Annotated in this window: 24 protein-coding genes, 2 tRNA genes, 2 rRNA genes and 1 pseudogene (1 of these 29 only partly in view); 20 read left to right on the top strand and 9 right to left on the bottom strand. The window is 52.1% G+C overall.

Features of this window, described 5'->3' with window-relative positions:
• The 4 genes from QFZ34_RS09475 to QFZ34_RS09460 form a co-directional block, all read left to right on the top strand.
• Window positions 1-24, top strand: a tRNA-Ala gene (locus tag QFZ34_RS09475); it begins 52 nt to the left of the window's first position.
• Between the two features lie 392 nt (window positions 25-416).
• Window positions 417-3235: ribosomal RNA gene (locus QFZ34_RS09470) — 23S ribosomal RNA — on the top strand.
• A gap of 206 nt (window positions 3236-3441) precedes the next feature.
• Window positions 3442-3556, top strand: a 5S ribosomal RNA gene (gene rrf, locus QFZ34_RS09465).
• Between the two features lie 281 nt (window positions 3557-3837).
• Window positions 3838-3914 (top strand) — tRNA-Met (locus QFZ34_RS09460).
• A 233-nt stretch (window positions 3915-4147) separates the two neighbouring features.
• Here the strand turns inward: QFZ34_RS09460 and QFZ34_RS23365 are convergent.
• The 5 genes and pseudogenes from QFZ34_RS23365 to QFZ34_RS09440 all read right to left on the bottom strand — a co-directional run.
• A pseudogene (locus tag QFZ34_RS23365) lies at window positions 4148-4315 on the bottom strand (gluconokinase); the annotation flags it as partial.
• A 241-nt stretch (window positions 4316-4556) separates the two neighbouring features.
• Window positions 4557-5132: an endonuclease III domain-containing protein gene (locus QFZ34_RS09455; RefSeq protein WP_307280015.1), complete on the bottom strand. Its 576-nt coding sequence runs from the start codon at window positions 5130-5132 to the stop codon at window positions 4557-4559.
• Window positions 5133-5318: 186 nt separating this feature from the next.
• Window positions 5319-6293: a WD40 repeat domain-containing protein gene (locus QFZ34_RS09450; protein WP_307280013.1), complete on the bottom strand. Its 975-nt coding sequence runs from the start codon at window positions 6291-6293 to the stop codon at window positions 5319-5321.
• Window positions 6293-7405: a CobW family GTP-binding protein gene (locus QFZ34_RS09445; RefSeq protein ID WP_307280011.1), complete on the bottom strand. Its 1113-nt coding sequence runs from the start codon at window positions 7403-7405 to the stop codon at window positions 6293-6295. Before QFZ34_RS09445 ends, QFZ34_RS09450 begins: the two co-directional genes overlap by 1 nt.
• Window positions 7406-7509: 104 nt before the next feature.
• Window positions 7510-8277, bottom strand: coding sequence for a creatininase family protein (locus QFZ34_RS09440; RefSeq protein WP_370878836.1), 768 nt, complete (start codon window positions 8275-8277; stop codon window positions 7510-7512).
• A gap of 297 nt (window positions 8278-8574) precedes the next feature.
• Between QFZ34_RS09440 and QFZ34_RS09435 the strand changes: the two genes are divergently transcribed.
• Window positions 8575-9063, top strand: a complete 489-nt coding sequence (locus QFZ34_RS09435) for a MarR family winged helix-turn-helix transcriptional regulator (RefSeq protein ID WP_115052221.1) — start codon at window positions 8575-8577, stop codon at window positions 9061-9063.
• Window positions 9064-9310: 247 nt separating this feature from the next.
• Window positions 9311-10330, top strand: a complete 1020-nt coding sequence (locus QFZ34_RS09430) for a LacI family DNA-binding transcriptional regulator (protein WP_307280001.1) — start codon at window positions 9311-9313, stop codon at window positions 10328-10330.
• Between the two features lie 38 nt (window positions 10331-10368).
• Here QFZ34_RS09430 and QFZ34_RS09425 read toward each other — a convergent pair whose 3' ends face one another.
• A complete protein-coding gene (locus QFZ34_RS09425; protein ID WP_307279998.1) occupies window positions 10369-11139 on the bottom strand; it encodes a gamma-glutamyl-gamma-aminobutyrate hydrolase family protein in 771 nt (256 codons plus the stop codon).
• Window positions 11140-11386: 247 nt separating this feature from the next.
• Here QFZ34_RS09425 and QFZ34_RS09420 point away from each other — a divergent pair, with 247 nt between their 5' ends.
• Together QFZ34_RS09420 and QFZ34_RS09415 are read left to right on the top strand one after the other, a co-directional pair.
• Window positions 11387-12496, top strand: a complete 1110-nt coding sequence (locus QFZ34_RS09420; RefSeq protein ID WP_115052223.1) for a TRAP transporter substrate-binding protein — start codon at window positions 11387-11389, stop codon at window positions 12494-12496.
• Between the two features lie 133 nt (window positions 12497-12629).
• Entirely contained in the window at window positions 12630-13379 is a 750-nt protein-coding gene (locus QFZ34_RS09415; RefSeq protein ID WP_115052224.1) for an SDR family NAD(P)-dependent oxidoreductase, read from the top strand.
• Between the two features lie 6 nt (window positions 13380-13385).
• Here QFZ34_RS09415 and QFZ34_RS09410 read toward each other — a convergent pair whose 3' ends face one another.
• Entirely contained in the window at window positions 13386-14285 is a 900-nt protein-coding gene (locus tag QFZ34_RS09410; protein WP_307279994.1) for a branched-chain amino acid ABC transporter permease, read from the bottom strand.
• A 107-nt stretch (window positions 14286-14392) separates the two neighbouring features.
• Between QFZ34_RS09410 and QFZ34_RS09405 the strand changes: the two genes are divergently transcribed.
• The 7 genes from QFZ34_RS09405 to QFZ34_RS09375 all read left to right on the top strand — a co-directional run bounded on the left by QFZ34_RS09405 (window position 14393) and on the right by QFZ34_RS09375 (window position 19323).
• A complete protein-coding gene (locus QFZ34_RS09405) occupies window positions 14393-14947 on the top strand; it encodes a CGNR zinc finger domain-containing protein (protein WP_307279992.1) in 555 nt (184 codons plus the stop codon).
• Window positions 14937-15434 carry a hypothetical protein gene (locus QFZ34_RS09400; RefSeq protein ID WP_307279989.1) on the top strand — a complete coding sequence of 166 codons (498 nt, stop codon included), beginning with the start codon at window positions 14937-14939 and terminating at the stop codon, window positions 15432-15434. Before QFZ34_RS09405 ends, QFZ34_RS09400 begins: the two co-directional genes overlap by 11 nt.
• A 112-nt stretch (window positions 15435-15546) precedes the next feature.
• Complete coding sequence (locus QFZ34_RS09395; RefSeq protein ID WP_008124743.1) at window positions 15547-15693, top strand: DUF3096 domain-containing protein; 147 nt, start codon at window positions 15547-15549, stop codon at window positions 15691-15693.
• Between the two features lie 121 nt (window positions 15694-15814).
• Complete coding sequence (locus QFZ34_RS09390; RefSeq protein ID WP_115052228.1) at window positions 15815-16036, top strand: aa3-type cytochrome c oxidase subunit IV; 222 nt, start codon at window positions 15815-15817, stop codon at window positions 16034-16036.
• A gap of 155 nt (window positions 16037-16191) precedes the next feature.
• Entirely contained in the window at window positions 16192-17502 is a 1311-nt protein-coding gene (locus QFZ34_RS09385) for a Re/Si-specific NAD(P)(+) transhydrogenase subunit alpha (protein ID WP_307279983.1), read from the top strand.
• Window positions 17502-17912 (top strand): NAD(P) transhydrogenase subunit alpha part 2, encoded by a 411-nt coding sequence (locus QFZ34_RS09380; protein WP_115052230.1) that lies wholly within the window; start codon window positions 17502-17504, stop codon window positions 17910-17912. Before QFZ34_RS09385 ends, QFZ34_RS09380 begins: the two co-directional genes overlap by 1 nt.
• A gap of 10 nt (window positions 17913-17922) precedes the next feature.
• Window positions 17923-19323: an NAD(P)(+) transhydrogenase (Re/Si-specific) subunit beta gene (locus QFZ34_RS09375; protein ID WP_307279981.1), complete on the top strand. Its 1401-nt coding sequence runs from the start codon at window positions 17923-17925 to the stop codon at window positions 19321-19323.
• 77 nt (window positions 19324-19400) lie between these two features.
• Here the strand turns inward: QFZ34_RS09375 and QFZ34_RS09370 are convergent, their stop codons facing one another.
• Both QFZ34_RS09370 and rpsU read right to left on the bottom strand, forming a co-directional pair.
• The gene (locus QFZ34_RS09370) at window positions 19401-20267 is read right to left on the bottom strand and encodes a tetratricopeptide repeat protein (protein ID WP_370878730.1); all 867 of its coding nucleotides are present in this window, start codon (window positions 20265-20267) and stop codon (window positions 19401-19403) included.
• Between the two features lie 127 nt (window positions 20268-20394).
• Window positions 20395-20646, bottom strand: a complete 252-nt coding sequence (gene rpsU / locus QFZ34_RS09365) for a 30S ribosomal protein S21 (RefSeq protein ID WP_008124734.1) — start codon at window positions 20644-20646, stop codon at window positions 20395-20397.
• A gap of 28 nt (window positions 20647-20674) precedes the next feature.
• On the opposite strand from rpsU, the gene QFZ34_RS09360 reads away from it, so the two are divergent.
• The 5 genes from QFZ34_RS09360 to QFZ34_RS09340 all read left to right on the top strand — a co-directional run bounded on the left by QFZ34_RS09360 (window position 20675) and on the right by QFZ34_RS09340 (window position 26208).
• Window positions 20675-20965: a hypothetical protein gene (locus QFZ34_RS09360; protein WP_162802448.1), complete on the top strand. Its 291-nt coding sequence runs from the start codon at window positions 20675-20677 to the stop codon at window positions 20963-20965.
• Window positions 20966-21044: 79 nt separating this feature from the next.
• Complete coding sequence (locus QFZ34_RS09355; RefSeq protein WP_307286223.1) at window positions 21045-22298, top strand: sarcosine oxidase subunit beta; 1254 nt, start codon at window positions 21045-21047, stop codon at window positions 22296-22298.
• A gap of 21 nt (window positions 22299-22319) precedes the next feature.
• Window positions 22320-22679 (top strand): sarcosine oxidase subunit delta, encoded by a 360-nt coding sequence (locus QFZ34_RS09350; RefSeq protein ID WP_307279972.1) that lies wholly within the window; start codon window positions 22320-22322, stop codon window positions 22677-22679.
• A gap of 3 nt (window positions 22680-22682) precedes the next feature.
• Window positions 22683-25661, top strand: coding sequence for a sarcosine oxidase subunit alpha (locus QFZ34_RS09345; protein ID WP_307279969.1), 2979 nt, complete (start codon window positions 22683-22685; stop codon window positions 25659-25661).
• A complete protein-coding gene (locus QFZ34_RS09340; protein ID WP_307279966.1) occupies window positions 25654-26208 on the top strand; it encodes a sarcosine oxidase subunit gamma in 555 nt (184 codons plus the stop codon). The genes QFZ34_RS09345 and QFZ34_RS09340 overlap by 8 nt, the downstream gene beginning before the upstream one ends.
• Window positions 26209-26356: the final 148 nt, after the last annotated feature.

Genomic DNA, 26356 nt, shown 5'->3' with positions numbered 1-26356 from the left:
GTTCGATCCCGTCCGCCTCCACCAAAGGTTTTGGAGATGGACGATGCGAAGGCAAGTATCATGTGAGGGAAGAAACAAGTTTGCAGCTTGTCGGGTTTAGGCCTGCAGGTTGCCTGTTCTGTATGACATTGTGAAGAGAAGATAAGTTCGGATTATTCCGGATGTTCAAGGATTTGCACCTTTGTGTGCTGATCTGCCGGCCTTATGGCCATGAACGCCGGGTAATGTCGTCAGGGGTGCTCATCAAAAGCCTCTGACTTATGATTGGCCGCTTAACCGCAGAGCCATCGAATTTATCTCAAGAAGCTGGTCTTTTTTGTCAAATCGATTGTTGCTGGGTGTTTTAGCAGCCTGTTGGTATCCCCCACAGGTGCAAGATGCTCGTTAAGGCAAGGATGGATATTGGCAATGAGAATGATCAAGTGTCTTAAGGGCATTTGGTGGATGCCTTGGCATGCACAGGCGATGAAGGACGTGATACGCTGCGATAAGCGTCGGGGAGGTGCGAATACCCTTTGATCCGACGATTTCCGAATGGGGAAACCCACCTTAGATATCTAGAAAATTTGAGTTGTTGGACGAATGTTCGAAGAACAATTCATTTTTCTAGATATCATAATAAGGTATCTAACTTTCGAATACATAGGGGTTAGAAGCGAACCCGGGGAACTGAAACATCTAAGTACCCGGAGGAAAGGACATCAAACGAGACTCCGTAAGTAGTGGCGAGCGAACGCGGACCAGGCCAGTGGCTTTTGTGAGACAAGTGGAACACCTTGGAAAGGGTGGCTAGAATGGGTGATAGCCCCGTACACGTAATGCGAACAGAAGTCCTTGAGTAGGGCGGGACACGTGAAATCCTGTCTGAACATGGGGAGACCACTCTCCAAGCCTAAGTACTCGTGCATGACCGATAGCGAACCAGTACCGTGAGGGAAAGGTGAAAAGCACCCCGACAAGGGGAGTGAAAGAGATCCTGAAACCGAATGCCTACAAACAGTTGGAGCCCAAGATTTGTTCTGGGTGACAGCGTACCTTTTGTATAATGGGTCAGCGACTTAGTCTGACGAGCAAGCTTAAACCGGTAGGTGTAGGCGCAGCGAAAGCGAGTCTGAACAGGGCGTTCAGTTCGTTGGATTAGACCCGAAACCAAGTGATCTAGCCATGAGCAGGTTGAAGGTAAGGTAACACTTACTGGAGGACCGAACCCGCATCTGTTGCAATAGATTGGGATGACTTGTGGCTAGGGGTGAAAGGCCAATCAAACTTGGAGATAGCTGGTTCTCCGCGAAATCTATTTAGGTAGAGCGTCGATCGAATACCTTCGGGGGTAGAGCACTGGATGGGCTAGGGGATCTCACCGATTTACCAAACCTAACCAAACTCCGAATACCGAAGAGTACTAATCGGCAGACACACGGCGGGTGCTAACGTCCGTCGTGAAGAGGGCAACAACCCTGACCACCATCTAAGGTCCCTAAGTTATGGCTAAGTGGGAAAGGATGTGAGGATCCCAAAACAACCAGGATGTTGGCTTAGAAGCAGCCATCATTTAAAGAAAGCGTAACAGCTCACTGGTCTAAATAAGGGTCTTTGCGCCGAAAATGTACCGGGGCTAAAGCCATACACCGAAGCTGTGGATTTGCATGTAAATGCAAGTGGTAGCGGAGCGTTCTGTAAGCCGTTGAAGAGGGACCCGTGAGGGCCTTTGGAGGTATCAGAAGTGAGAATGCTGACATGAGTAACGATAAAGGGAGTGAGAGACTCCCTCGCCGAAAGTCCAAGGGTTCCTGCTTAAAGTTAATCTGAGCAGGGTTAGCCGGCCCCTAAGGCGAGGCCGAAAGGCGTAGTCGATGGGAACCACGTTAATATTCGTGGGCCTGCGGGTAGTGACGGATCGCGTATGTTGTTCCTCCTTATTGGATTGGAGGGGCTTCGGGGCGGTTCCAGGAAATAGCTCCCGCGTATAGACCGTACCCTAAACCGACACTGGTGGACTGGTAGAGAATACCAAGGCGCTTGAGAGAACTGCGTTGAAGGAACTCGGCAAATTGCACGCGTAACTTCGGAAGAAGCGTGACCCTTTTTTACGCAAGTAGAGGAGGGTGGCACAGACCAGGGGGTAGCGACTGTTTACCAAAAACACAGGGCTCTGCGAAGTCGCAAGACGACGTATAGGGTCTGACGCCTGCCCGGTGCTGGAAGGTTAAGAGGAGAGGTGCAAGCTTTGAATTGAAGCCCCAGTAAACGGCGGCCGTAACTATAACGGTCCTAAGGTAGCGAAATTCCTTGTCGGGTAAGTTCCGACCTGCACGAATGGCGTAACGACTTCCCCGCTGTCTCCAACGCAGACTCAGTGAAATTGAATTCCCCGTGAAGATGCGGGGTTCCTGCGGTTAGACGGAAAGACCCCGTGCACCTTTACTATAGCTTTACACTGGCATTCGTGTCGGCATGTGTAGGATAGGTGGTAGACTTTGAAGCGGGGGCGCCAGCCTTCGTGGAGTCATCCTTGAAATACCACCCTTACCTATATGGATGTCTAACCGCGGTCCGTTATCCGGATCCGGGACAGTGTATGGTGGGTAGTTTGACTGGGGCGGTCGCCTCCTAAAGAGTAACGGAGGCGCGCGATGGTGGGCTCAGACCGGTCGGAAATCGGTCGTCGAGTGCAATGGCATAAGCCCGCCTGACTGCGAGACTGACAAGTCGAGCAGAGACGAAAGTCGGTCATAGTGATCCGGTGGTCCCGCGTGGAAGGGCCATCGCTCAACGGATAAAAGGTACGCCGGGGATAACAGGCTGATGACCCCCAAGAGTCCATATCGACGGGGTTGTTTGGCACCTCGATGTCGACTCATCGCATCCTGGGGCTGGAGCAGGTCCCAAGGGTATGGCTGTTCGCCATTTAAAGCGGTACGTGAGTTGGGTTCAGAACGTCGTGAGACAGTTCGGTCCCTATCTGCCGTGGGTGTAGGAATATTGACAGGATCTGTCCCTAGTACGAGAGGACCGGGATGGACGTATCTCTGGTGGACCTGTTGTGGCGCCAGCCGCATAGCAGGGTAGCTATATACGGACGGGATAACCGCTGAAGGCATCTAAGCGGGAAACCCACCTGAAAACGAGTATTCCCTATCAGAGCCGTGGAAGACCACCACGTTGATAGGCCGGGTGTGGAAGTGCGGCAACGCATGAAGCTTACCGGTACTAATAGCTCGATTGGCTTGATCATTCTCATTACTTATATCCATCTGACAAAGTCAGATGAAATAGATTGTCTCACGCGCCCTATCGCACCTTTGGTGCGGGCGCTGCGACAGCGCGCCGGGCAACCGGCGACGGCCAAGTCGGCCTTGTGGGCAAATGCCCGCAAGATCGATCATCGCCAACAATCAAGACAAACAATTCCAGCTTCTTCATTTTGTTGCGCTTTGCTGACCTGGTGGTTACAGCGGGGTGGCTGCACCCGATCCCATTCCGAACTCGGCCGTGAAACGCCCCTGCGCCAATGGTACTTCGTCTCAAGACGCGGGAGAGTAGGTCGCTGCCAGGTCTGCTAAACGCAACAAAATGCTGCTCAAATCACACAACAATACATAACAGACCAATCAGGCCGCGCCAGAATACGTTCAGGACGCGGCCTTTTTGCTTTTGGCAAACATTCCGGGTAATCTGGACAATGCCAAAAGCACAATGGCAATGGCAGCAATGCCCTCCTGCCACAAAAGGGTGGAGCAGCACCCCGTCCGAAAGCCCGAAAAAGCACCTTCGCTTTTGAGGCCGGACAAACGGAGAAGTCCGGGCTGCAAACGGCGTCAGCGCCGGTCTTGGTAACGCGGGGTGGAGCAGCCCGGTAGCTCGTCAGGCTCATAACCTGAAGGTCACAGGTTCAAATCCTGTCCCCGCAACCAATAACTCAACATCCCACAAAATACACCGCTACAATCCAACACACAAACACAGCACCAAGCCGCAGCAATGCACCAATGTGGCTGCAACCCGCAAGCCACAGTGCCAAATGTGGGTGCAAACCCCAAACCGGCCAATCAACGGCCGACGGTCAAGCACAACCGGACACAAACAGTTCAAACGGTCGCGATCCGAGTTGCGTCCCTGCCGGAACAGCTTGACCCCAGTCACTTATCTAAACCCTAAGCCGCCGTAGCCAGCCAACGCTCGCACCAACAATTGCGTCAATGCTCCGTGACACATCCTGGCGAAAAACCAGATCTTCCCCAACAGGCGATTCCAACGTTGAAAGCTGACTGTCCAACATCGAAACCGGCATAAAATGACCCGTGCGCTTACCCATGAATCATATCTATTCAAATCAAGCGGCATAATGCCAGTGAACATTCCGGCGCAGCATTTCATAATGCGTCGGCTTCCCGAAAAATTTCCCAGACCCTATACGATCATTAATTGCTGGTGGCTTGGCGATCACACAAATGCTTGCTGGCAGCCAAGTCGGGTAATGCAAAAATCACACGAACAAGGCAAAGCCAATCCACAATAATAGCTCGTGTCGCCATGTCCATGGCGCACAGAATTTTCTATGTCGAACATTGACCATGTGGACACATCATTTGCAGAGGGCATCCACAGCAGCGCGGTGTTCCAGTTACGCAGAATTCCTGCGCCAATTTTTTTACAAGCACGTGATGTTCTTCTGTGTCTTTAGCCAACCAGCAGTTCGGAATAAGCCGCTGTATGACTTTCATTTTGAGATTGTAGTTCCAATCGTCTTTGATGAGTTGAAATCGCGCGGCAAAACGAAGGTAGTGTGTATCAACTACCAAGGCGCGCATCTGCAAAGTGCTGAAATTGAGAACGCAGGCACTGATTTTGGGACCGACGCCCCGATGCTGCTGCAATGAGTGTAGAGCCTGTCCGACTGTCATATGGGCAAGTGTATCGAGACTGAGTTTACCCTGTTGCCGAATAATTCCACGCAACGCTTCGGGGATGTATATGCAGTATGTCTTGGGAAAAGTGATCCTATGAATGCAATCATTGACTTCGTCTGACGAAGCAGAGGCGACAGCTTCCCAGTTTTTGAATTTCTGTCGAAGATTCTGAAACGCTTCCAATGACACTTCGTCACGGGTGCGGCAGCCCAGCATTGCCATAACCAGCATACTGACAGGCGTGAACCGAAGTCCCGGAGCGGGAATGCCATAATGCGCTGTCAAGCGATCATGGACACCCACGAGCGGACTCGGAGCTCCAAAATCAAGAACATATTGCATAGGCCAATATTAGAACAAAACAAGAACATGTCAATTCCTGTTTGTGTTCTTGGCCAAAGCATCAAACTATGCTGTGATGTCGATCACGCCACAGTCGCCAGCCTCGCTTCCAAAGACCAGCCGATGCCCGGTAGTGTCCCAATTCATGGTGGAAATGGCGCCACTACCCTGCCGTCGCAATAGCACTTCTTTCTGGTCGCCAAAACGGCCCACAAGTATCATGCCATCGGAATAACCGATCGCGACAATATCCTCGACGGGATGGCAGGCAACGGAAGTCACAAGACTGTCGCCGCGCGTACCGAGTTCTAATGGCCCCTTGCCCATCGGACCGTCTTTGCCTGCAAAAGGCCAGACGATTGCTGCTGGAGCACCGGACGTTGCCAACCATTTACCCTTCGGGCTCCATGACCAGCTTTTCACTTTGTTAGGATAGCCTGTCATGCGCATGTGACGATTATCATCAAGCCGCCATCCATGCAGTGCGTTCTCTTGCATCGAGGTAACAAGAAAGCGGTTATCTGGCGAGAACATCACCATGACATGCGCGCCCTTCCACTCGAGCTCCGTCGGCGTGCTATTGGTAGCTGGCCAATGCAAGGTCACACCATTATAGCGTGCGATTGCCAAGCGAAGACCCTTTGGGGCAAAGGCCAGACCCTCAACACTGCGCTCATGGGCCAGCTCCTTGAGGCTACCATCAACAGATCGAAACCATGCGGAGCGGCCCGATGCGAATGCTATTGCACCACCCGGTGCCGCAGCAAGAGCTGTTATCCACTTGCGCGGCAGATTGCTTACTTCTGTTGACAGCCCGTTTGAGCCGGTTAAGCAGACTCTGCCATCTTCGCCACCCGTAAGCAAAGCCTTACCATCGCTCGATGGAATCGCACAAAGAAGCCCATCATGGGCCTCCACTGCTTTGTGGCCATTATCGAGACGATGGATAGTTCCATCTGCCAAAGCGAAGAAGGGGATATCTTGAATGAAACGCGCGTCGATACAGTGGCCGACCAAATCCAGTGGAGCTATGGTTGGCATCAGGCAAGACAGCTTTCAAGGCCAGCTTTCAGCGCAGCATGGTCAAGTTCGCGTCCAATGAAAACAAGACGGCTGTCATGCTTTTCGCCATCTTTCCAGGCTCGCTGATGGTCTCCCTCGATAATCATGTGCACGCCTTGGATAACGTAGCGTTCATGATCATCCTTGAATGCAAGGATACCTTTAAGGCGTAAAATATTTGGACCTTGGTCCTGCGTTATCTTTTGGATCCAGGGGAAGAATTTGTCGGCAACCAATTCCCCTGTGCGCAGAGAAACTGACTGCACAGTGACATCGTGGATTGGCGATGCATGACTGTGATCGTGATCATGCGTATGGTCGTGATCGTGATGATGGTGATGATGATGATGCGCATGACCGTGATCATGGTCACAATCCGGGCCGCAGGCATGATCGGGGTGATCATGGTCGAGAAAATGCGGGTCGTTCTCAAGTGCACGCGTCAAGTCAAATGCCCCGCGATCCAAAACTTTCACAAGATCAATATTGGCGCGTTCAGTGCGGTGAACCACTGCGTGGGGATTGATCGCGCGTATCGTGGCTTCAACAACCGCCAACTCCTCCGGTGTTACCAGATCCGTCTTGTTCAGCAGAACGACATCGGCAAATGCGATCTGGTCTTCTGCTTCCCGGCTGTCTTTCAGGCGTAGCGGCAGATGCTTGGCGTCAACCAGTGCTACCACCGCGTCAAGTGTGGTCTTTTTCCGCACATCCTCATCCATGAAAAAGGTTTGTGCGACAGGGACCGGATCGGCCAAACCCGTCGTTTCAACAATGATCGCATCAAATCTGCCCGGACGGCGCATAAGGCCTTCAACAACGCGGATCAGATCTCCACGAACGGTACAGCAGATACAGCCATTGTTCATCTCGTAAATTTCTTCATCGGACTCAACGATCAGATCGTTATCAATTCCGATTTCACCAAACTCATTGACGATGACTGCATAGCGCTTGCCATGGTTTTCGCTCAAAATGCGGTTGAGCAACGTTGTCTTGCCTGCGCCAAGATATCCGGTCAAAACTGTGACCGGTATTTGGGCGGTCTTGGCAGCGTCGGCTGGCGCGGAAATGGTCTGAGATTCACTCATAGCGTGCCTCTTGTTGAGTATAGACCCTCGATATAGGTGATTGGGTCACCGTTTGCCATATCTGTACCGAGCAAAAGGATGAGGCAATGCGATTGAGCGCCGTATCAGGTCTTGAATACAGAAACATCAAACTTCGCGACATCTTCAATCAACTCAACGATGCCCTTCAAGCTATGGCTGATTATTGCCTCGCCGGCCTGCGCAGTGGCCAATAAAGCGTTACCCGCCACGCCTTGCATGTTCAGATCAGACATTTTCCAGCCAAATGCGTGTGGCCCATAGGCTCGCAGGTGCTTGTAATCTGCGGCAAACTGGCTCTGGTTTGAGGTGAAGTTTTGCGCCTCGTTCATCTGAACAAGTTCAGGATGCAGGGCCAGCATCACCGAGGTTTCGATAAAACCACCATGGATATCGATGGTTTTTTCTTCAGGCGATATCAAACCGTCCGGTAGACCAAAGCGCGTCCAACTGGTCGCGACGGCAAGCATATCAAAGCGAACGCGCAGTTCTGTAGCGACGATTGTCATAAGCGGGGAATTGCCCCCGTGTGCGTTAAGCATGACAAGCTTGGATATTCCGCGTTCAGCTAAATTTTCACCGATCGCAATCCAACGATGTACTGCCTCGTCAAAACGTAGCGATGTTGTGCCTTTCACATCCATGTGTTCGATTGAATAGCCAACTGGTTCGGCGGTGAGGAACGTTATATCCAATTCGGGCGGTAGCAAGGGTTTGAGGCGATCGACCAATCCCTTAACAATCAACGTGTCCGTCTCGAATGGAAGGTGGGGTCCATGCTGCTCATGCGCTCCCAGCGGCAATAATGCGATTGTATTGTTTGAAGAGTTGGACATGTCCTGGTCACTTTGCATCATCGTTATAAAAAGCAATCCTGTAGCCACTGAAACTATGCTTATGCGCCGAGCATTCACAGCCTTAATTTCTGTGTCGCGAGCAATTCGTCGGCAAATTTCATCAGTTTGTCACATAAGAATTGTAACGCGGCACTCAGGCAGTAGTTTAAATGTAACCATTGTCCGGAAACGGGTCGAAAACCCCATAGGGGCCAGACATTTTCCTGACGTCGATTTGTCTGTTAATGAGTTTTGAGGCAATTGTGCTAGCCGTCTCACTATCGCGAACGGTTTATAAGCAAAAGAGGAATTGGAATGGTCAAGGATCGTAAGCCTCTTATTCTTCATCGCTTGCAGTCAACTGCAAGATTAACGCGTACCGCATTGGCGATAAGGCTGCTGGGCCACGGTTTTTATGCTGGACAAGACGCTGTAATGCTCCAACTGGCGCATGAAGATGGGCTATCGCCCAGCGTTCTTGCCAAGAGACTTGGTGTGCGTCCTCCGACGATCACAAAGACGATCTCCCGCCTGCAGACCCAAGGATTTGTGAAAAAAGAGGGGTCATCGACGGATCAGCGCCAAGCCCATATTTTCCTGACAGACACAGGAAATGAAGCCATCAAGTCGATTGAAAAATCCATTCGCAAGACCGAAAAAGACGCAATGAAAGGTTTTGACAAAAAGGAGCGTAAAGCTTTTGTCAAAATGCTCACAAGACTTGAAATGAATCTATCGGCTGCGGATCTGTTGCGTCAGACGGGCTCAGATGAGCACGATGATGACGACAATGACGATGAATAATTAACGGGCTCTATTTTGTCAGACATATAGCTTGCCTGCGGTTCTTGCCGCCTGTTCCCAGGCTGAAGACCGCAAGGTTGGGCTGCGTGCTCCGATCTTTGCAAGATAGTTTTAGCCTTGAGCGATGGGCACGCAATTTTCCGCGTCAGTTTTGGAGCGGAAAGAACTTTGATTTATTGATCCGCGATGGCATAACCCCAAGAATGATATTCTGTTCAATGAATGGAATCGCGGGGAGAAAGTACTTTTGGCGCAGAAAATTAAGCTATCGACAATTGCCGACGCGTTGAAAGTGTCTACCGCGACGGTGTCGCTTGCCTTGAGAGACAGCCCGCTTGTTGCCGACCAGACCCGGGACAAGATCAAAGAGCATGCGAGAGCAATCGGCTACATCTATAACCGGCGGGCCGCCAGCTTGCGCACTTCGCGGTCGGGAATTGTTGGCGTAGTTGTTCATGACATCATGAACCCGTTTTTTGCCGAAATTTTGCGGGCTATCGAGGGCGAGCTGGATCGTTCTGGCCAAACGTTCATTTTGTCGAATCATTACGATCAAGTGGAGAAGCAACGGACATTCATCGAAACTGTCCTGCAACTGGGCGGTGATGGTGTAATCATGTCTCCCGCCATAGGCACGCCTGCAGCAGACATTCGCATGGCTGAAGACAACGGTCTTCCAGTCGTACTGATCGCACGTACGGTGCAGGACGCGAATGTTCCGGTTTTCCGTGGAGACGATGCATATGGTATCGGGCTAGCGACCAATCATCTTATATCGCTCGGGCATACGCGCATCGCAATGGTCGGCGGTACTGATCAAACCTCAACTGGCCGTGACAGGTATGAAGGTTATCTGCATGCAATGCAGAAAGCAGGGCTCGATGCGAAACCAGAATGGCGGATTCCCGGGCCTCGGACTAAACAGGCCGGTTTCGATGCCGCGCCGCAATTTCTCGCGCTAAAGGACCATCCCACGGCAGCGGTCTGCTGGAACGATCTTTGCGCAATTGGCATGATGAACGGCATTGCTCGCGCCGGACTCGTCGCTGGCGTGGATATTTCAGTTACAGGTTATGACGATCTGGAAGAAGCCGCGATTGCGACTCCTGCCTTGACTACGGTTTGGAATGGCCAGCGGGAGGTGGGGCAACGTGCGGCGCGCGCTCTGCTTGACCAGTTAAACGGTGCAGACACCCATGCCCGTCAGGAACTTATCAAGCCTGAGTTGCGGATACGGCAGTCAACGTCAATACCAAAGGAACGCTGATCTGCTTAAGCTAGAACGGCCAAGAGTAGCGATTACTGCTATTCGGCAGCTTGCAATCGCTCGCGGCTTGCTTTGTGCGCACGCACTGCATCGCCAAATGCAGCAAAAATTCTCCGGGAAGAATTATCGGTTTTTACCCAGTACTCGGGGTGCCATTGTACACCGACTGCAAAAGCGCGAGCGTTTTTGACAGAGACAGCCTCGATCGTCCCATCATCGGCCACAGCCTCAATTTCCAGTTGAGGTGCCGGTCTATCTATTGCCTGCCGGTGTACGGAATTTACTTGGATGGCATCACTGTTCATGACTGCCGCCAGACATGAACCTGCCTTGATGTGCACCGGATGGCGAATTGCAAACCGTTCCGCCTGAATTTCGGAAGCAGGAGCCCTGTGGTCCATGCGCCCATCCAACTGCTGGATTTCTGTGGCAAGAGTGCCGCCCAATGCCACGTTCAGTTCTTGAATGCCGCGACAGATTGCCAGAAGCGGGATACCCCGGTCGATAGCGCGGCGGATCAGCGGGAGCGAGGTGGCATCGCGAGCGGGGTCATATGGCTCATGCGCTTCAGTGGGTTGGGCGCCATAGAGCGCTGGATGCACGTTGGACTTCGATCCCGTAATGAGTACGCCATCTACGCCGTCGAGAATCGCGTCAATATCCAGGCCCTCGCCAATTGAGGGTACAATAAGCGGAATAACATCGGCCGCTTGATAGGCAGCCATCAGATATTGATCGGGCGCTGCATGCCAGGTGTAATTTTCGAAATTTCGCACGTCTGACGATATGGCGACGAGAGGTTGCCGCATGATTTCACTCCAAAGGGTTCTAAATAGAATGTAGTTGAGTTCGAAGCCATTTCCAATGGTCATGACCAACCATATGCGGCGCGGGCTACCACGAAGATAGGCAAAATTAGGTAGAACCGCCGTAACCGTCGGCTGGACTAGAACAAACGAGTGTGTATGTTTAGCGCAGGATCGGGAGAACAAGACTGAATGTCTGTTGATCTGGACCGGGAATAGTTCTGGGGTTCAAAGTTTTGGAGGAGAATTAATGGATCGTCGTTCATTCATGACGAAGGCGGGTTTTGCAGGTGTTGGTGCAGCGACAGCGGCAACCACATTGGCAGCACCGGCAATTGCGCAAACATTGCCCAAAATTACATGGCGCTGTGCATCATCATTCCCGAAATCGTTGGAGACGATTTACGGTGGAGCAGTCGACTTGTCAAAATATCTGCGAGAGGCAACGGATGGCAATTTCACTATCCAGCCATTTGCGGCGGGCGAAATTGTTCCGGGCCTTCAGGCGGCTGACGCGACAGCTGCGGGTACAGTCGAACTCTGCCATACGGTCGCTTATTATTATTGGGGCAAAAATCCCACTTGGGCGCTTGGAGCAGCTGTACCTTTCGCGCTCAATGCCCGCGGCATGAATGCTTGGCAGTATCATGGCGGCGGCATTGATTTGATGAACGAATTCTTCAACACCCAAGGACTGCAGGTCTATCCCGGCGGCAACACGGGCGTGCAGATGGGTGGCTGGTTCCGGAAGGAAATCAAGACCATCGAAGATCTCAAAGGTCTGAAAATGCGCGTTGGCGGCTTTGCCGGCAAGGTCCTAGAAACCCTTGGCGTTGTACCCCAGCAATTGCCCGGCGGCGACATTTATCCGGCTCTGGAAAAGGGCACAATTGATGCGGCGGAATGGGTTGGACCTTTCGACGATGAGAAGCTCGGCTTCCAGAAAGTTGCTCCTTATTATTATTATCCAGGTTGGTGGGAAGGTGGCCCAACGGTCAGCTTCATGGTCAACAAGTCAAAATGGGATGCGCTTCCGCCCGCGTACCAGTCATTGTTCCGTACCGCTGCGCAGGCCACGGATGCAAACATGTTGCAGAAGTATGACTATCTTAACCCGGGTGCGATCAAGCGGCTTGTTGCAGGTGGTGCGCAGTTAAGGCCATTCAGCCCAGAAATTTTGAACGCATGTTTCACGGCGGCCAACACTGTTTACGCAGAACTGGAAGCCAGCAACGCTTCGTTCAAGAAGATATGGGATTCGATCAAAGCGTTCCGCAATGAGCATTTCCTCTATTCCCAAGTTGCCGAGTACACATTTGATACTTTCATGATGGTGCAACAGCGCAACGGAAAACTATAAAACCACGATCTCGACGCCAGACCCCGGTTCTCGGAGCCGGGGTCTCATTTCATTCAGCTTCTTTTGGTTGTCATGCCATGCTGGGCCGTCTATCAGTGAGACCACAATTGGGATGCCCAGCGGTACTTAATCAATGAATATTGATAGATCTATTTCGGTTGCAGGAAAAACCATTGCGGTGACAGGTGGCTCGTCCGGGCTTGGTTTACGGATGATCCAGGTTCTCGCAGCCAACGGAGCCAATGTGGTTTCGATCTCACGGACGCCAACATCCGAGAGCATGGTTCACTCGAACGTCGTCAACATTATCGCTGATATAACGATTGCGGCCGACATAGAGCGGGCATTCGACGAAACGGAACGGCTGTTCGGCCCAGTTTCAGTTGTGTTCAACAATGCTGGCGTCGCTGCCATCGAACGGGCATTGACGACCACCCGCGAGCAATTGCGCCATATCTTCGAGGTCAACGTGGAAGGGGCATTCTTTATTGCTCAGGAAGCCGCCAAGCGCATGATTGCCAACAAAATCGGGGGTTCAATAATCAATCTGTCGAGTATTCTTGCCGACGCTCCGATTAAGGGATCTGCCGGCTATGCGATGTCGAAAGCGGCGGTAGCACAAATGACGCGATCGCTCGCGCTTGAATGGGCGCCGCATGGCATCCGCGTCAATGCCATTGCACCTGGCTGGTTTCCAACCAAACTCAACGAAACCATCATGGATGGTCCGGCAAAAGGTTTTCTCAAAGGCAAAAACCCAATGCGCCGCTTGGGAGAGCCTGAAGATATTGATGGTGCAGTGCTCTTGCTTGCTTCCGATGCAAGCAGCTACATCACGGGCACTGTTATCACGATTGATGGCGGCCATAGCCTTCAAGGCTAGAGTCCTCTAGACGCGCTCTTGTTCATCGACATTGGTGCGTATTGCCAATACCAGTACAAGCAATGAAAATATTGCAGCATCGCGCCAGAGCACTGAAAAATATCCGCCCCAGATGGATTCCACCATGCCGATGATGGCCGCTCCGAACGCAGCATGGAGCGGACGCGAAAAGCTCCCGGCGGCAGTTATAAACAGGATCTTGAGCCCAAAAATTATGCCCGTATTGAAGCTCACATTGCCGTAGTAGAGTGCTGCGAGAAATCCGGCGAGCGCACAGATTCCATAAGCGACCAGGATTGCGTTTGTTCGTACAGAGACGGGATCAATTCCGCATAGCGCCGAGGCGGTGGGCTCGTCGCTGACCGCGCGCCAGATGCGACCGGCCAGCGTGCGGTTCATGGTCAGTTCTGCAAGAAGAACAACAGCCAGTGCGATACCAATGTTCACAAGCTGTAATTGGGTAAGGCTTATGTAGGCTGCCTGCCCCAGAATAAAGACAGGCGAGGCCAGCATGGGCGGTAGCCAATAATCTCTTGTATCGGCAGCAATGCGCGACAACTCCATCAGAAAGATGGTTAGCCCCAATGTGGCGACGAGCACCGTATTGCGAGTACCAGCATCCAACGGAGTATAAATAAGCCTAGCGACCAAATAGCCGGCTGCGGTTACATAAAGGGCCGCAATTATGAAGCCAAACCCCAAAGCGGCTGGCATTGTCATCCAAAGGACGGAAAAGCCAAAAGCTGCTGCAAGAATGAATGTCTGTCCCGAAAACGCGAAAATTGCGCCAAGCGAGAGATCTGTTCGGTGCGTCAATCCATGAATGAGGACATAGCCATAGGCGAGCAGTGCATAGAGCGCCGCATTGTGAATTCCGTTCAACAATAGTTGCAGAAAGTACGACATTCAGCACCATCCCATCACCAACTAGTCTAACTTGCAAAATCGATTTTACCAGTTAGAATTTCGATATGTGGATTGATTGGAATGCTCATAGGTTTAGCGGAGGTGTGTTGGCGCTTGATTTGGCGAATACGATTATCTTTCGCCAAGCCCCTGACCGCGCCCAAGACCGTTTTTCAAACAGTCTGGAGGTTGCAAGGTTTGCATGCGCTGCTGGCATTTTCCGCGCCGGGGAATGGGGCAGTGTTAATTTTATCCCACCGCAGTCGCCGTCTGGGCACTTAAATTTGATAGAATTGCGCGAGGCGATAAATAACCTGTTCCGAACAGCGGTACTGGAGGGAGGCTTTAAAGCCCAATATTTGTCGAATTTTTTGCGACTGGCCTCGGCTGTCATCGGCGATAGCCAGAATGAGCAGGATTTTACCTTGCCGCCATTTGCCCAGCACAGAGAGCTTTTATTATCCGCTGGAGCCGCGCTGTCTGGTCTCAATCTACTCGACCCTGCGCGGCTATCACGAATCAAAATATGTCCGAATTGCCATTGGCTTTATCTGGATGAGAGCCGTAATCGCAGCCGGCGCTGGTGTGACATGACCGTGTGCGGCAATCGCGCAAAAGCAAAACGGCACTATGATCGGAAGGGAAGAGGTCATGGCTTATAGAGTCCGAAGTGCCAGTTTGCTGCTCAGCATAATTATTGTCTTGGCTCTTGGGGCATGCCGCGATCCCGGACAGGGTGATTATCTTAACGTGTCGGGAAAAATCTTCGTGTTTAATTATCGTATCGCGCAGGCGACTTACGTTTTAACACTCTCAAAAGTCAGGCCCCTTCCAAATGATTCCGTGCTGGAGGCAACTTTTGAAAATCCGGCAGGCGGAGATCCTTTCATAGTACGACAAAAAATCTGGCCGACCATGACAAAGGTGACCGTGGAAAGCCCTCCGGTGAAATGTGTGAAGGCCAATCGCGAGTATAGGGTCAGCATGCGCGTCATAGATGCGAGTGGTCAGCTATTGCAGACTATAGAGCGGAAGATGATCTCTGACGTTGATCAATCTGTCATGCCTGACAAGCCGCTTGTTGTTGGTCCGTTTTATGATGCCAATCCCGATAAAGGTCCTGCCGCGGTGGTGTGCCCCGGCACCTGATGAAGCCGCTATATCCACTGAATCTGCGAGAAAAAGATCGAAATGGATTGCATTCTTACGTGATTTGGTTTGCTCTGGGCATCAGGTACATCATTCAAAGGACGTTGCAAGCATGATTACACAGATCGCCATCGCCCCGTTGGTTGCACTTATAGCGGGCATCCTCATATTGATCGCCCCACGCCTCTTGAACTACGTTGTCGCGCTTTATCTGATTATCATTGGTGTTCTCGGCCTGTTTCCTAACCTTCTCAATTAGATAATCTTCAATCGCCGATAATATTATCTCAATTGAACAGCAGCGAGCGACTATCTGCGCATTGCGCTGATGCGTCGTTTTCGCTATTGCCATTAAGACGTCGATACGAAGAGGTTTGAAGATGGCTGAACATCACGATACCGCCCCTGCGGAACTGGGCGCTCCCATGGACTACAAAGAACATGAGAACACCTACAATCTGTTTCTTACGCTTTCAAAATGGGGTGTGATTTTCTGTGTTGCGCTGTTAGCTGCAATGGCTTTCGGTTTTTTCGCTGGCGGGTTCTTCTCCGCTACCATTTTATTCATTGTTATATGTGTGGCTGCCTGGTTTTTGGTTTAGCCTGCTTGTCTTTTCGTTGCATCATTCGGGTGGATGCCCTTTGCAAACCAGTTAGCTGACTGTTTTCACCTTAAGGGTATTGCCCGGTAAAGTCGGACAGGCGTAGGCGATCTTGCTGAGCCTGTGGAGAGTTAACTTGCTTAGGGGGTGAGAGCTTGGCTCAGACACTATTCATACCGAAAGAGGCTGATGCCAGTGAGCCGCGGGTTGGCGGCTCGGCGGAAACGGTCAAAAAACTTATAAGTCTTGGTTTTTCAGTTATCGTTGAAAGCGGTGCGGGCGTTTTGTCCCGTATTCCCGATCGCGAGTTTGAGTCAGCCGGAGCCTCAATTGGCAAGGCAGCAGATGCGAAAAGCGCCGATATTGTTTTAAAGGTGCGCCGACCAAGCTCGACCGAGCTCAAATCCTACAAAAAGGGCGCGGTCGTCATTGCTATGCTCGATCCCTATGGCAATGAAACCGCAATCAAAGAACTTGCCGATGCGGGCGTTACTGCATTTACCATGGAATTCATGCCGCGTATCACGCGTGCTCAGGTCATGGACGTTCTTTCCAGCCAGGCAAACCTTGCCGGTTATCAAGCAGTGGTTGACGCAGCAGAAGAGTATGATCGCGCTTTGCCAATGATGATGACGGCTGCGGGTACCGTTCCTGCTGCAAAGGTTTTCATCATGGGTGTCGGTGTTGCCGGCCTTCAGGCGATCGCGACAGCGCGCCGTCTTGGAGCCGTTGTTACGGCAACGGACGTTCGACCAGCGGTCAAGGAACAGGTTGCTTCGCTTGGTGCGAAGTTCCTTGCTGTTGAAGATGAAGAGTTCAAGGCCGCCGAAACAGCCGGTGGCTATGCCAAGGAAATGTCGAAAGAATATCAGGCAAAGCAGGCTGCGCTGGTTGCAGAGCATATTGCCAAACAAGATATTATTATCACAACGGCCCTCATTCCCGGCAGACCAGCACCACGGCTCGTAACGCGCGAGATGTATTCGCGTATGCGACCGGGTTCCGTCATCATTGATCTGGCGGTGGAACGTGGCGGAAATGTAGAGGGTGCTGTTGCCGGAAAGATCGTTGAGGTCGACGGCGTGAAGATCGTCGGGCATCTGAATGTCGCCGGACGGATCGCCGCCACAGCGTCACAGCTTTATGCCAAAAATCTGGTCGCCTTCGTTGAAACCCTGGTCGATAAAGAAGCCAAGGTAATCAAAGTCAATTTCGACGATGAGTTGGTTAAGGCGACTGTATTGACGCATGACGGCAAGGTTGTGCATCCGGCCTTCGCAGGTGGCGCTGCCACATCCTCGGTGCAAACTGCTGCCGCGAAAAAGGTCACGACCGTCAAAGCCACTACTGCCAAGGAGGCACCGGCGAAAGCTCCGGTCAAGAAAGCAGCATCAGCAAAAGCGGCTGCACCGAAGAAAGCTGTGACGAAAACTGTTGCCCCCAAAACATCTGAAGGAGAGGCATGATGGCTGACGCAACGCTAGACAAAGCGCTCGAAACGCTTAATCAGGCCACGGAAATGGTGCGGCAGGCCGCCGAAACCATGCCCGACGCGGCTGGTGCTGCTGCACATGCGATTACCGGTGGTGCAGTTGACCCATTCGTTTTCCGCCTCGCGATTTTTGTTCTGTCAATTTTCGTTGGTTATTATGTGGTCTGGTCGGTAACGCCCGCGCTGCATACGCCGCTCATGGCCGTGACCAACGCTATTTCATCGGTCATCGTTGTCGGTGCGCTGCTTGCTGTGGGCCTGTCCGCAAGTGGGGTGGCCACCGGATTTGGGTTCATCGCGCTCGTTCTTGCAAGCGTCAATATATTTGGCGGCTTCCTCGTCACTCATCGCATGCTTGCCATGTACAAGAAAAAAGAAAAGTGAGATTTGAGCAATGAGCGTTAATTTCGCAGCTTTTCTTTATCTCGTCTCCGGCGTCCTGTTCATCTTGGCGCTGCGCGGCCTGTCACATCCAACCACAAGCCGACAGGGTAATTTCTACGGCATGATCGGTATGGGCATATCGATCATCACGACGCTGACGCTGGCCGAGCCTAGTTTGGGCGGTCTTGGCTTGATCGTTCTTGGTCTTGCCATTGGCGGCGGTGTTGGCGCCTATATCGCCAAGCGTATTGCCATGACGGCCATGCCGCAGCTTGTTGCAGCGTTCCACTCTCTCGTTGGTTTTGCCGCCGTGATGGTGGCAGCAGCGGCAGTCTACTCTCCTGAATCATTCGGGATTGGTGAAATCGGATCGATACACGCGCAGGCGCTTGTCGAAATGTCCATTGGTGTTGCTATTGGCGCGATCACCTTCACGGGTTCGATCATAGCGTTTCTTAAATTGGATGGCCGCATGTCGGGTAAGCCGATCATGTTGCCCGGACGCCATTTCATTAATGCCAGCCTATTGATCGCAATTGTTGTTCTCGTCATCGCCTTGGTCTTGACGGAAAGCCATGTGGTCTTCTGGCTTATCGTGATTTTGTCGCTCATTTTGGGTGGATTGATCATTGTGCCAATCGGCGGCGCTGATATGCCGGTCGTGGTATCAATGTTGAACTCCTATTCAGGATGGGCAGCAGCAGGTATCGGCTTTACGCTGGGCAATCTGGCATTGATCATCACCGGTGCGCTGGTTGGCTCATCCGGTGCGATCCTGTCTTACATCATGTGTAAGGGCATGAACCGGTCATTCATCTCGGTCATTCTTGGTGGCTTTGGCGGTGAGACTGGCGGTGCTGCTACTGGCGAAGTTGAGCAGCGTCCTGTCAAGCAAGGCTCTGCCGACGATGCCGCCTTTATCATGAAAAATGCTTCCAAGGTCATTATCGTGCCGGGCTATGGCATGGCCGTGGCGCAGGCGCAGCATGCTTTGCGTGAAATGGCGGACAAGCTCAAGGCCGAGGGCGTCGAGGTCAAATACGCCATTCACCCAGTTGCAGGCCGTATGCCAGGTCACATGAACGTTCTATTGGCCGAAGCAAATGTGCCTTACGATGAGGTGTTCGAACTTGAGGATATCAATTCCGAGTTCGCTCAAGCTGATGTCGCCTTTGTTATCGGTGCGAATGACGTGACCAATCCTGCAGCAAAGACTGATCCAAAGTCACCAATCTTTGGTATGCCAATCCTTGACGTGGACAAGGCTGGAACAGTTCTCTTTATCAAGCGGGGCATGGGTTCCGGTTACGCCGGGGTGGAGAATGAACTTTTCTTCCGCGACAATACGATGATGCTGTTTGCCGATGCGAAGAAGATGGTCGAAAACATTGTGAAAGCGCTCGACCACTAATCTGAAGCGCAATTAAATAATAAAAAACCCGCTATCTCGGCGGGTTTTTTATTGGTTTTATGATCTTTTCTACCGCATCAAGCGCCGCGTGTACGGGCAAGGCCGTCTTTGGCCGGCTTGTAATTCGGATCAAGTTGTACGGCCTTTGCATAGGATTTGGCTGCACGGGCCTTCTCGCCGCGATGCTCATAGATGAGAGCCTGATTTGCCCAGCCTTCTGCGATGTCACCATCGAGCTTGATGGCCGTATTGAAATCGTCAAAGGCATTGTCGTCATCGCCGAGTGCGACATAGGAGATGCCACGACCATTATAAGGTTCTGCGGCATCAGGCTGTAGCGAGATCGCTGTCGAAAAGTCTTCGATAGCCTGTTTGTGCTGGTTGCGAGCCTGATAAATCAGTCCGCGATTATGATAGGCGCGAGCGTCAGTTGTGTTGAGCTGAATAGCTTGCTGGAAATCATTCAGAGCCTGATCGAGTTTGCCCGCCTGCCGGTATAGATTACCGCGGCCAATATATGCCGTATCATATTGCGGGTTGATCTGGATGGCTCTGCTGTAATCCGCTGCAGCTTGGGCTGTGTTGCCCAAATTGCGATAGACCAGCGCCCGGTTTGCATAGGCCTGATAGAAGTTTGGGTTCAACTGAAGGGCTGTGTTGAAATCCTTGATGGCATCATTGCTACGGCCCGCGCGCCCAAAGGCCGATCCGCGCACATTATAGGCTTCGGGATCTTTTGGATTATTGCGGATGACATCATTAAGCGAACTGATGTTTTCGGCAGAGCCTTGAGCTTTGTCGATCCCGGTCATATCTGTCGCAGTGGTGTTGCAGCCTGCAAGCGCTAAAGCCATTACGGATGCCAATAAGAGGCCAGCGATTCTTGTCGATCCCTTGATCGATTCAGGTTTGCGGTATGAAGCCATTTCCATTGAATGTGTCATATTCCAATTGTCCTGTTCAACCAAAGCCTTTGCAAGCGAAAATGTTCCTATTCCGACAAACGAAAAAAGGGCGGTGTGACACAAGCCACTCCACCCCTTGTCGCGTCAAGGCGTCGTTAGTTGTCTATTAACGAGCCGCGGAAGCGCGGGCCGGAACTTTCTTAACAGGCATCGGCAAGAGGCCTTCACGCTGAGCCTGCTTACGAGCCAGCTTGCGAGCACGGCTGATTGCTTCTGCCTTCTGGCGAGCACGCTTGATCGACGGCTTTTCGTAATGATCATGCATCTTCATTTCGCGGAACATGCCTTCGCGCTGCATCTTCTTCTTGAGGACGCGGAGGGCCTGATCAACATTATTTTCGCGTACGAGTACCTGCACGGTTTTTCCTGTATCTCTTAGAATTTCGTTGAGCCTGATTTTTGACGCCTGTCCATTGAGCAGGGAACAAAAACCAAACTTCGCGACAGTCATCTATCGCAAACTGGGGTGGCCATTAGCAGAAACTTTTATCGATGTCCATGACAGAGTTGTAAACACCGGTGAGTATTTGTCTCAAAGCGCCAGCAATTATGTAATTTGGGATTATCTAACGCGAAGCGCCAATCTCCGTCGCAAAATGGCAAAAGAGCTTTGGCTGGATGCGATACTGATGCATAAAAGCATGGTTCTGGCTTTTAAAGTCGATGTCGATATTTGAACAGGATCAAGCGGCGCCACTCATTAATAATCGCTTTGCAGTGGCTATTTTGCCAAGGCCCAATTGCTAGGAATGGATGATGCGGAAATATTCGGTATTTGCTTTGGCGAGGGAGGCGTTGCGTGCCCATAAGGGCTGGGATCAGCAATGGTCTTCGCCTGAACCCAAATCAGAATATGACGTTATTATCGTCGGAGCGGGCGGTCACGGACTGGCAACTGCGTACTACCTGGCAAAAGAACATGGCATCACCAACGTGGCCGTTTTGGAAAAGGGTTGGCTGGGCGGTGGCAATACCGGCCGCAATACGACGATTATCCGCTCGAATTATCTATATGACGAATCGGCAGGTATTTACGAACATGCGGTGAAGCTCTGGGAGGGGCTGAGTCAGGATTTGAATTACAATGTGATGTATTCGGCGCGGGGCGTAATGATGCTTGCGCACAATATTCATGATGTTCAGGTCTTCAAACGGCACATCCATGCAAACCGGCTGAACGGCATCGATAATGAGTGGCTGACACCGGAGCAGGTCAAGGAGTTTTGCCCACCGATCAACCTTTCATCGGATGCGCGTTATCCCATCATCGGCGCTGCCTTGCAGCGGCGTGGTGGTACGGCGCGGCATGATGCGGTTGCGTGGGGCTATGCCCGCGCTGCCGCGGACCGAGGCGTTCACATCATCCAAAATTGCGAGGTTACGGGTATTCGTCGCGCTCCAAATGGCGCTGTGCTTGGCGTAGATACCAATCATGGCCCAATCAATGCCAAGAAAGTTGGTGTTGTCGCCGCCGGTCACACCTCTGTTTTGATGAACATGGCGGGTGTTCGTATGCCGCTCGAGAGCTATCCGCTGCAGGCCCTGGTTTCAGAGCCGGTCAAGCCGCTTATTCCCTGCGTGATCATGTCGAATACGGTCCATGCCTATATCTCGCAGTCGGATAAGGGCGAGATGGTCATTGGCGCTGGTACAGATCAGTACACATCCTATTCGCAGACAGGCGGACTGCACATTATCAACCATACGCTCGATGCGATCTGCGAGATGTTCCCGGTTCTCACGCGCCTGAAAATGCTGCGGTCTTGGGGTGGCATTGTTGATGTGACACCCGATCGTTCTCCCATTCTCGCAAAGACACCTGTGCCAGGGCTTTACGTTAATTGCGGTTGGGGAACAGGCGGTTTTAAAGCCACTCCCGGTTCGGGCAATGTTTTCGCCCATACAATTGCGCGCGACGAGCCGCACAGGATCAATGCGCCGTTCACGCTTGAGCGGTTCACGACCGGGCGTTTGATCGATGAAGCCGCTGCTGCGGCTGTTGCACACTGATTTTCAAGAGAGATAGATATTATGCTTCTCATCAAATGCCCCTATTGCGAAGAAGAGCGTCCGGAACTGGAGTTCCGCAATGCAGGCGAAGCGCATCTTGTGCGCAATTCTTCGATCATTGAACAGTCCGACGAGGAGTTCGCGTCTTATCTCTATTTCAGGCAGAACCCCAAAGGTTTGCAATTTGAACGCTGGCGCCACATTCATGGCTGCGGACGATTCTTCAATGCTGTTCGCGATTCAGTGTCGGACAAATTCCTGACCGTTTACAAGGCTGGTGAGCCAAAGCCTGAATTGGACGCACTTCTGTCCGCAAATGCTTCACAAGAAGTGGCATCGGTAAAAAAACGTGCGCCCCGCACAAAGAAAGCGGAGCTTTGATTTATGGCTCAATCCACTCATTCCGGCAGCAATCGCATTGCAGGCATTGGCCGCCTCGTTCCTGCAAAAACAGTGCGATTTACCTTTGACGGTCAAAATTTGACAGGACTGGAAGGTGACACACTCGCCTCGGCTCTGCTTGCTAACGGCATCCACCTGGTTGGTCGTTCGTTCAAATATCACCGGCCACGTGGCATTCTTTCCGCAGGCAGCGAAGAGCCGAATGCTCTTGTTGATATCGAGCGGGACAAGTCACGCAAACAGCCAAACGTTCGTGCGACAGTCCAAGAAATCTACGATGGCCTGAAGGCAAAATCGCAAAACCGCTGGCCGTCGCTGACATTCGACATTGGCGCGATCAATGATGTTTTTTCGCCAATGCTGCCAGCTGGTTTTTACTACAAAACTTTCATGTGGCCGAAATTCGCGTGGAAAACGATATATGAACCGAAAATCCGCGCAGCCGCTGGACTCGGTGTCGTACCGGGCGAGCCCGATACGGATCGTTACTCCAATCGCTTTGCGCATTGTGACGTACTGGTAATTGGCGCTGGAGCCGCAGGCCTTGCGGCAGCTTTAAGTGCGGCGTCCACTGGCTTGCAAGTTATTCTTTGCGACGAGCAGCCCGAGGTTGGTGGCGCATTGCGCTATGAAAATGACGTTCAGATTGATGGCATCAGTGGTTACGAATGGGCTGTTGCAGCCTATGCCAAACTGCGCGAAATGAAAAATGTTCGGGTCCTTACCCGCACAACGGCGTTCGGTTACTATGCGCAAAACTTTGTTGGGCTGGTTGAACGACTTAGCGACCATTTAAGCCGCCCTGCTGCTGAAATGCCCCGTGAGCGTCTCTGGCAGGTTCGAGCAAGCAAGGTGGTTCTGGCAACAGGTGCCATTGAACGACATATGGTTTTTGCCAATAATGACCGCCCGGGCATTATGCTCGCATCTGCCGCCCGCCTGTTTCTCAACCAGTATGGCGTTGCAGTTGGCCGAAAGGTGGGAGTCTATACCGCCAACGACTCGGCCTACGCAGCAGCGATCGACTTAAAGCGTGCCGGCATTGACGTGCCGGTCATTGTGGATACACGCAATAACCCATCATCCGCCATTATTGATGAGGCGCGCTCACTCGGCATAGAGGTGCTGACCGGCCATGCTGTCTACAGCGCTGGCGGCAAGCGTCGCATTTCCTCCATATCCATCAAGCCAAACGAGGGTGGAATCGAGCGAAAGATCACAGTTGACGCGTTGATCATGTCGGCGGGCTGGACGCCTTCGGTTCACCTCTTTTCGCAGTCGCGTGGCAAGGTGGCTTGGGACGCCGACAATGAGCGCTTCCTGCCGGGAACTTACGCGCAAAATTGCGTGTCCGTCGGTGCATGCAACGGTACCGACAATTTGCAGTCTGCCCTCGATGAGGCCATTGCGGCTGGCGGCGGGCAAGCTGGTACAATAGTTGCAACTGGTGGCACCAATTGGATCGCCGGGATGATCGGATCTGCTCCGGGAGCAGGGGCCGATACGACCGTTAAAGCTTTTGTGGATTTCCAGAATGACGTGACCGCCAAAGACGTCAGGCTGGCGGTTCGCGAAGGCATGCACTCCATAGAGCATATCAAGCGTTTTACTACCAATGGTATGGCGACGGACCAAGGCAAGACATCCAATCTGCATGGTCTGGCTATTGCCGCGGAAGCTTTGGACAAGCCGATTCCATCGGTGGGTCTCACAACGTTCCGGGCGCCATTCACGCCTGTCACTTTTGGCGCGATCGTCAATCATGCCCGCCATGATTTGTTTGATCCGACGCGCCGCACACCCATGCATGCCTGGCACGAGGCTCAAGGCGCTCCGTTTGAGGATGTCGGACAGTGGAAACGTGCATGGTATTATCCTCAAGCTGGCGAGGACATGCACGCGGCAGTCAATCGGGAATGTGTTGCTGTACGCAATCAAGCGGGCATTTTTGATGCTTCAACATTGGGCAAGATCGAAGTTGTTGGGCCTGACTCGGCCAAATTTCTCGAACTCCTATATACAAATCCTTGGGAAAAGCTCGGAGTGGGCCGCTGCCGTTATGGCATCATGCTGCGGGAAGATGGTTTTATCTACGATGACGGTGTTGTCGGTCGTCTCGCAGAAGACCGGTTCCATGTGACAACGACAACGGGTGGTGCTCCACGCGTGATGCACCATATGGAGGATTACCTTCAGACTGAATTCCCACATCTGAACGTATGGTTGACCTCGACAACAGAGCAATGGGCTGTAATCGCCGTGCAAGGTCCGAAGGCCCGTGAAATCATTTCGCCGCTCGTGGAAGGAATTGATCTCTCGAACGAAGCCATGCCGCATATGAGTGTGCGGGAGGGTAAAATTTGTGGTGTTCCCACCCGCTTGTTCCGCATGTCGTTTACCGGTGAAGCTGGTTACGAAATCAACGTACCAGCGGACTACGGCAAAGCCGTTTGGGAAGCGGTCTATGAACAGGGTAAGCCGTTTGGCCTTACGCCTTACGGTACTGAAACAATGCACGTCCTGCGTGCGGAAAAGGGTTACATCATTGTCGGCCAGGATACTGACGGAACTGTTACCCCGCAGGATGCCGGTCTGACTTGGGCCATCGGCAAGAATAAAACGGACTATGTTGGTATTCGTGGTCTTCTGCGCCGTGATCTTGTTTCTGATGGGCGCAAACAGCTTGTCGGATTGAAGACAGTCGATCCGAAGATTGTGTTGGAGGAGGGTGCGCAAATCGTGGCCAATCCTAACCAGCCTGTTCCGATGACAATGATCGGCCATGTTACATCTTCCTACTGGTCAGAAAATTGCGGTCGTTCCATTGCACTGGCGCTGGTGATCGACGGAACAAAGCGATTAGGCGAGAGACTTTACGTGCCAATGCCAAATGGTGTGATCGAGGTTGAAGTAACCGGAATGGTCTTCTTCGATGAAAAAGGAGAACGGCTCAATGGTTGAGGTTATCGGCGCAACACGACTGCATCCGTTGCAGGCCGGTCATTCCAGCGCTTTATCCGTTTCGGTAACGCTGGCTGAAAATGCCACTCGCTTATCGCTTCGTGCCCGGGAAGATGCAATTCCTGCGATTTCGAAGGCTCTTGGCCTGTCATTGCCAACGAAGCCCAAGACGTCCACATCCGAGGGCACGAGATCAGCACTATGGTTGGGTCCTGATGAATGGCTCATCATTGATACCGCAGATAGCAGTGTCGTCGCAGATATTGCCAAAGCTAAAGTTCTACATTCTGCGGTAGATATTTCGCATCGCAATATAGGAATTTTGGTTTCCGGCAAGGGGGCCGATGCTGTGGTCAACGGTGGGTGTCCGCAAGATCTTTCACTGGCAGTATTTCCGGTAGGAGCTGCTTCGAGGACAGTCCTCGGCAAGATCGAGATTGTCCTTTGGCGCTTGGCTGAAAATGAGTTCCGCGTGGAATGCTGGCGGTCATTCTCAAACTATGCCTATGCGTTTCTTCAGGAATCTGCTCGAGACGTTGCCGTGTAACTAAGAGATAGGTTCCTTTCGGGCCGACAGTAAAATTCGGTTTTCAGATGGATAATGGTAGAGCCTGTGCACTAAGCAAGGTGCCGGCAATCTGAGCGCATACAAAACAAGGACTGCGCTCGCGACATTTGCAATGATGTGCAATTTT

The organism is Phyllobacterium ifriqiyense (assembly GCF_030817885.1).
GTDB classification, from domain to species: domain Bacteria; phylum Pseudomonadota; class Alphaproteobacteria; order Rhizobiales; family Rhizobiaceae; genus Phyllobacterium; species Phyllobacterium ifriqiyense.
Note: the sequence above shows the minus strand (reverse complement) of the source record. Positions and strands in the feature narration are given on the sequence as shown.

What these genes read in the sequence shown, in the direction of transcription:
- QFZ34_RS09400 (WP_307279989.1), top strand. Translation starts at nt 14,937, where the DNA reads ATGGCTTATAGAGTCCGAAGTGCCAGTTTGCTGCTCAGCATAATTATT.
- QFZ34_RS09440 (WP_370878836.1), bottom strand. Translation starts at nt 8,277, where the DNA reads ATGCAAAGTGACCAGGACATGTCCAACTCTTCAAACAATACAATCGCA.
- QFZ34_RS09380 (WP_115052230.1), top strand. Translation starts at nt 17,502, where the DNA reads ATGGCTGACGCAACGCTAGACAAAGCGCTCGAAACGCTTAATCAGGCC.
- QFZ34_RS09395 (WP_008124743.1), top strand. Translation starts at nt 15,547, where the DNA reads ATGATTACACAGATCGCCATCGCCCCGTTGGTTGCACTTATAGCGGGC.
- QFZ34_RS09435 (WP_115052221.1), top strand. Translation starts at nt 8,575, where the DNA reads ATGGTCAAGGATCGTAAGCCTCTTATTCTTCATCGCTTGCAGTCAACT.
- QFZ34_RS09450 (WP_307280013.1), bottom strand. Translation starts at nt 6,293, where the DNA reads ATGCCAACCATAGCTCCACTGGATTTGGTCGGCCACTGTATCGACGCG.
- QFZ34_RS09410 (WP_307279994.1), bottom strand. Translation starts at nt 14,285, where the DNA reads ATGTCGTACTTTCTGCAACTATTGTTGAACGGAATTCACAATGCGGCG.
- QFZ34_RS09425 (WP_307279998.1), bottom strand. Translation starts at nt 11,139, where the DNA reads ATGCGGCAACCTCTCGTCGCCATATCGTCAGACGTGCGAAATTTCGAA.
- QFZ34_RS09375 (WP_307279981.1), top strand. Translation starts at nt 17,923, where the DNA reads ATGAGCGTTAATTTCGCAGCTTTTCTTTATCTCGTCTCCGGCGTCCTG.
- QFZ34_RS09340 (WP_307279966.1), top strand. Translation starts at nt 25,654, where the DNA reads ATGGTTGAGGTTATCGGCGCAACACGACTGCATCCGTTGCAGGCCGGT.
- QFZ34_RS09350 (WP_307279972.1), top strand. Translation starts at nt 22,320, where the DNA reads ATGCTTCTCATCAAATGCCCCTATTGCGAAGAAGAGCGTCCGGAACTG.
- QFZ34_RS09345 (WP_307279969.1), top strand. Translation starts at nt 22,683, where the DNA reads ATGGCTCAATCCACTCATTCCGGCAGCAATCGCATTGCAGGCATTGGC.
- QFZ34_RS09420 (WP_115052223.1), top strand. Translation starts at nt 11,387, where the DNA reads ATGGATCGTCGTTCATTCATGACGAAGGCGGGTTTTGCAGGTGTTGGT.
- QFZ34_RS09445 (WP_307280011.1), bottom strand. Translation starts at nt 7,405, where the DNA reads ATGAGTGAATCTCAGACCATTTCCGCGCCAGCCGACGCTGCCAAGACC.
- QFZ34_RS09415 (WP_115052224.1), top strand. Translation starts at nt 12,630, where the DNA reads ATGAATATTGATAGATCTATTTCGGTTGCAGGAAAAACCATTGCGGTG.
- QFZ34_RS09455 (WP_307280015.1), bottom strand. Translation starts at nt 5,132, where the DNA reads ATGGCAATGCTGGGCTGCCGCACCCGTGACGAAGTGTCATTGGAAGCG.
- QFZ34_RS09390 (WP_115052228.1), top strand. Translation starts at nt 15,815, where the DNA reads ATGGCTGAACATCACGATACCGCCCCTGCGGAACTGGGCGCTCCCATG.
- QFZ34_RS09355 (WP_307286223.1), top strand. Translation starts at nt 21,045, where the DNA reads ATGCGGAAATATTCGGTATTTGCTTTGGCGAGGGAGGCGTTGCGTGCC.
- QFZ34_RS09370 (WP_370878730.1), bottom strand. Translation starts at nt 20,267, where the DNA reads ATGACACATTCAATGGAAATGGCTTCATACCGCAAACCTGAATCGATC.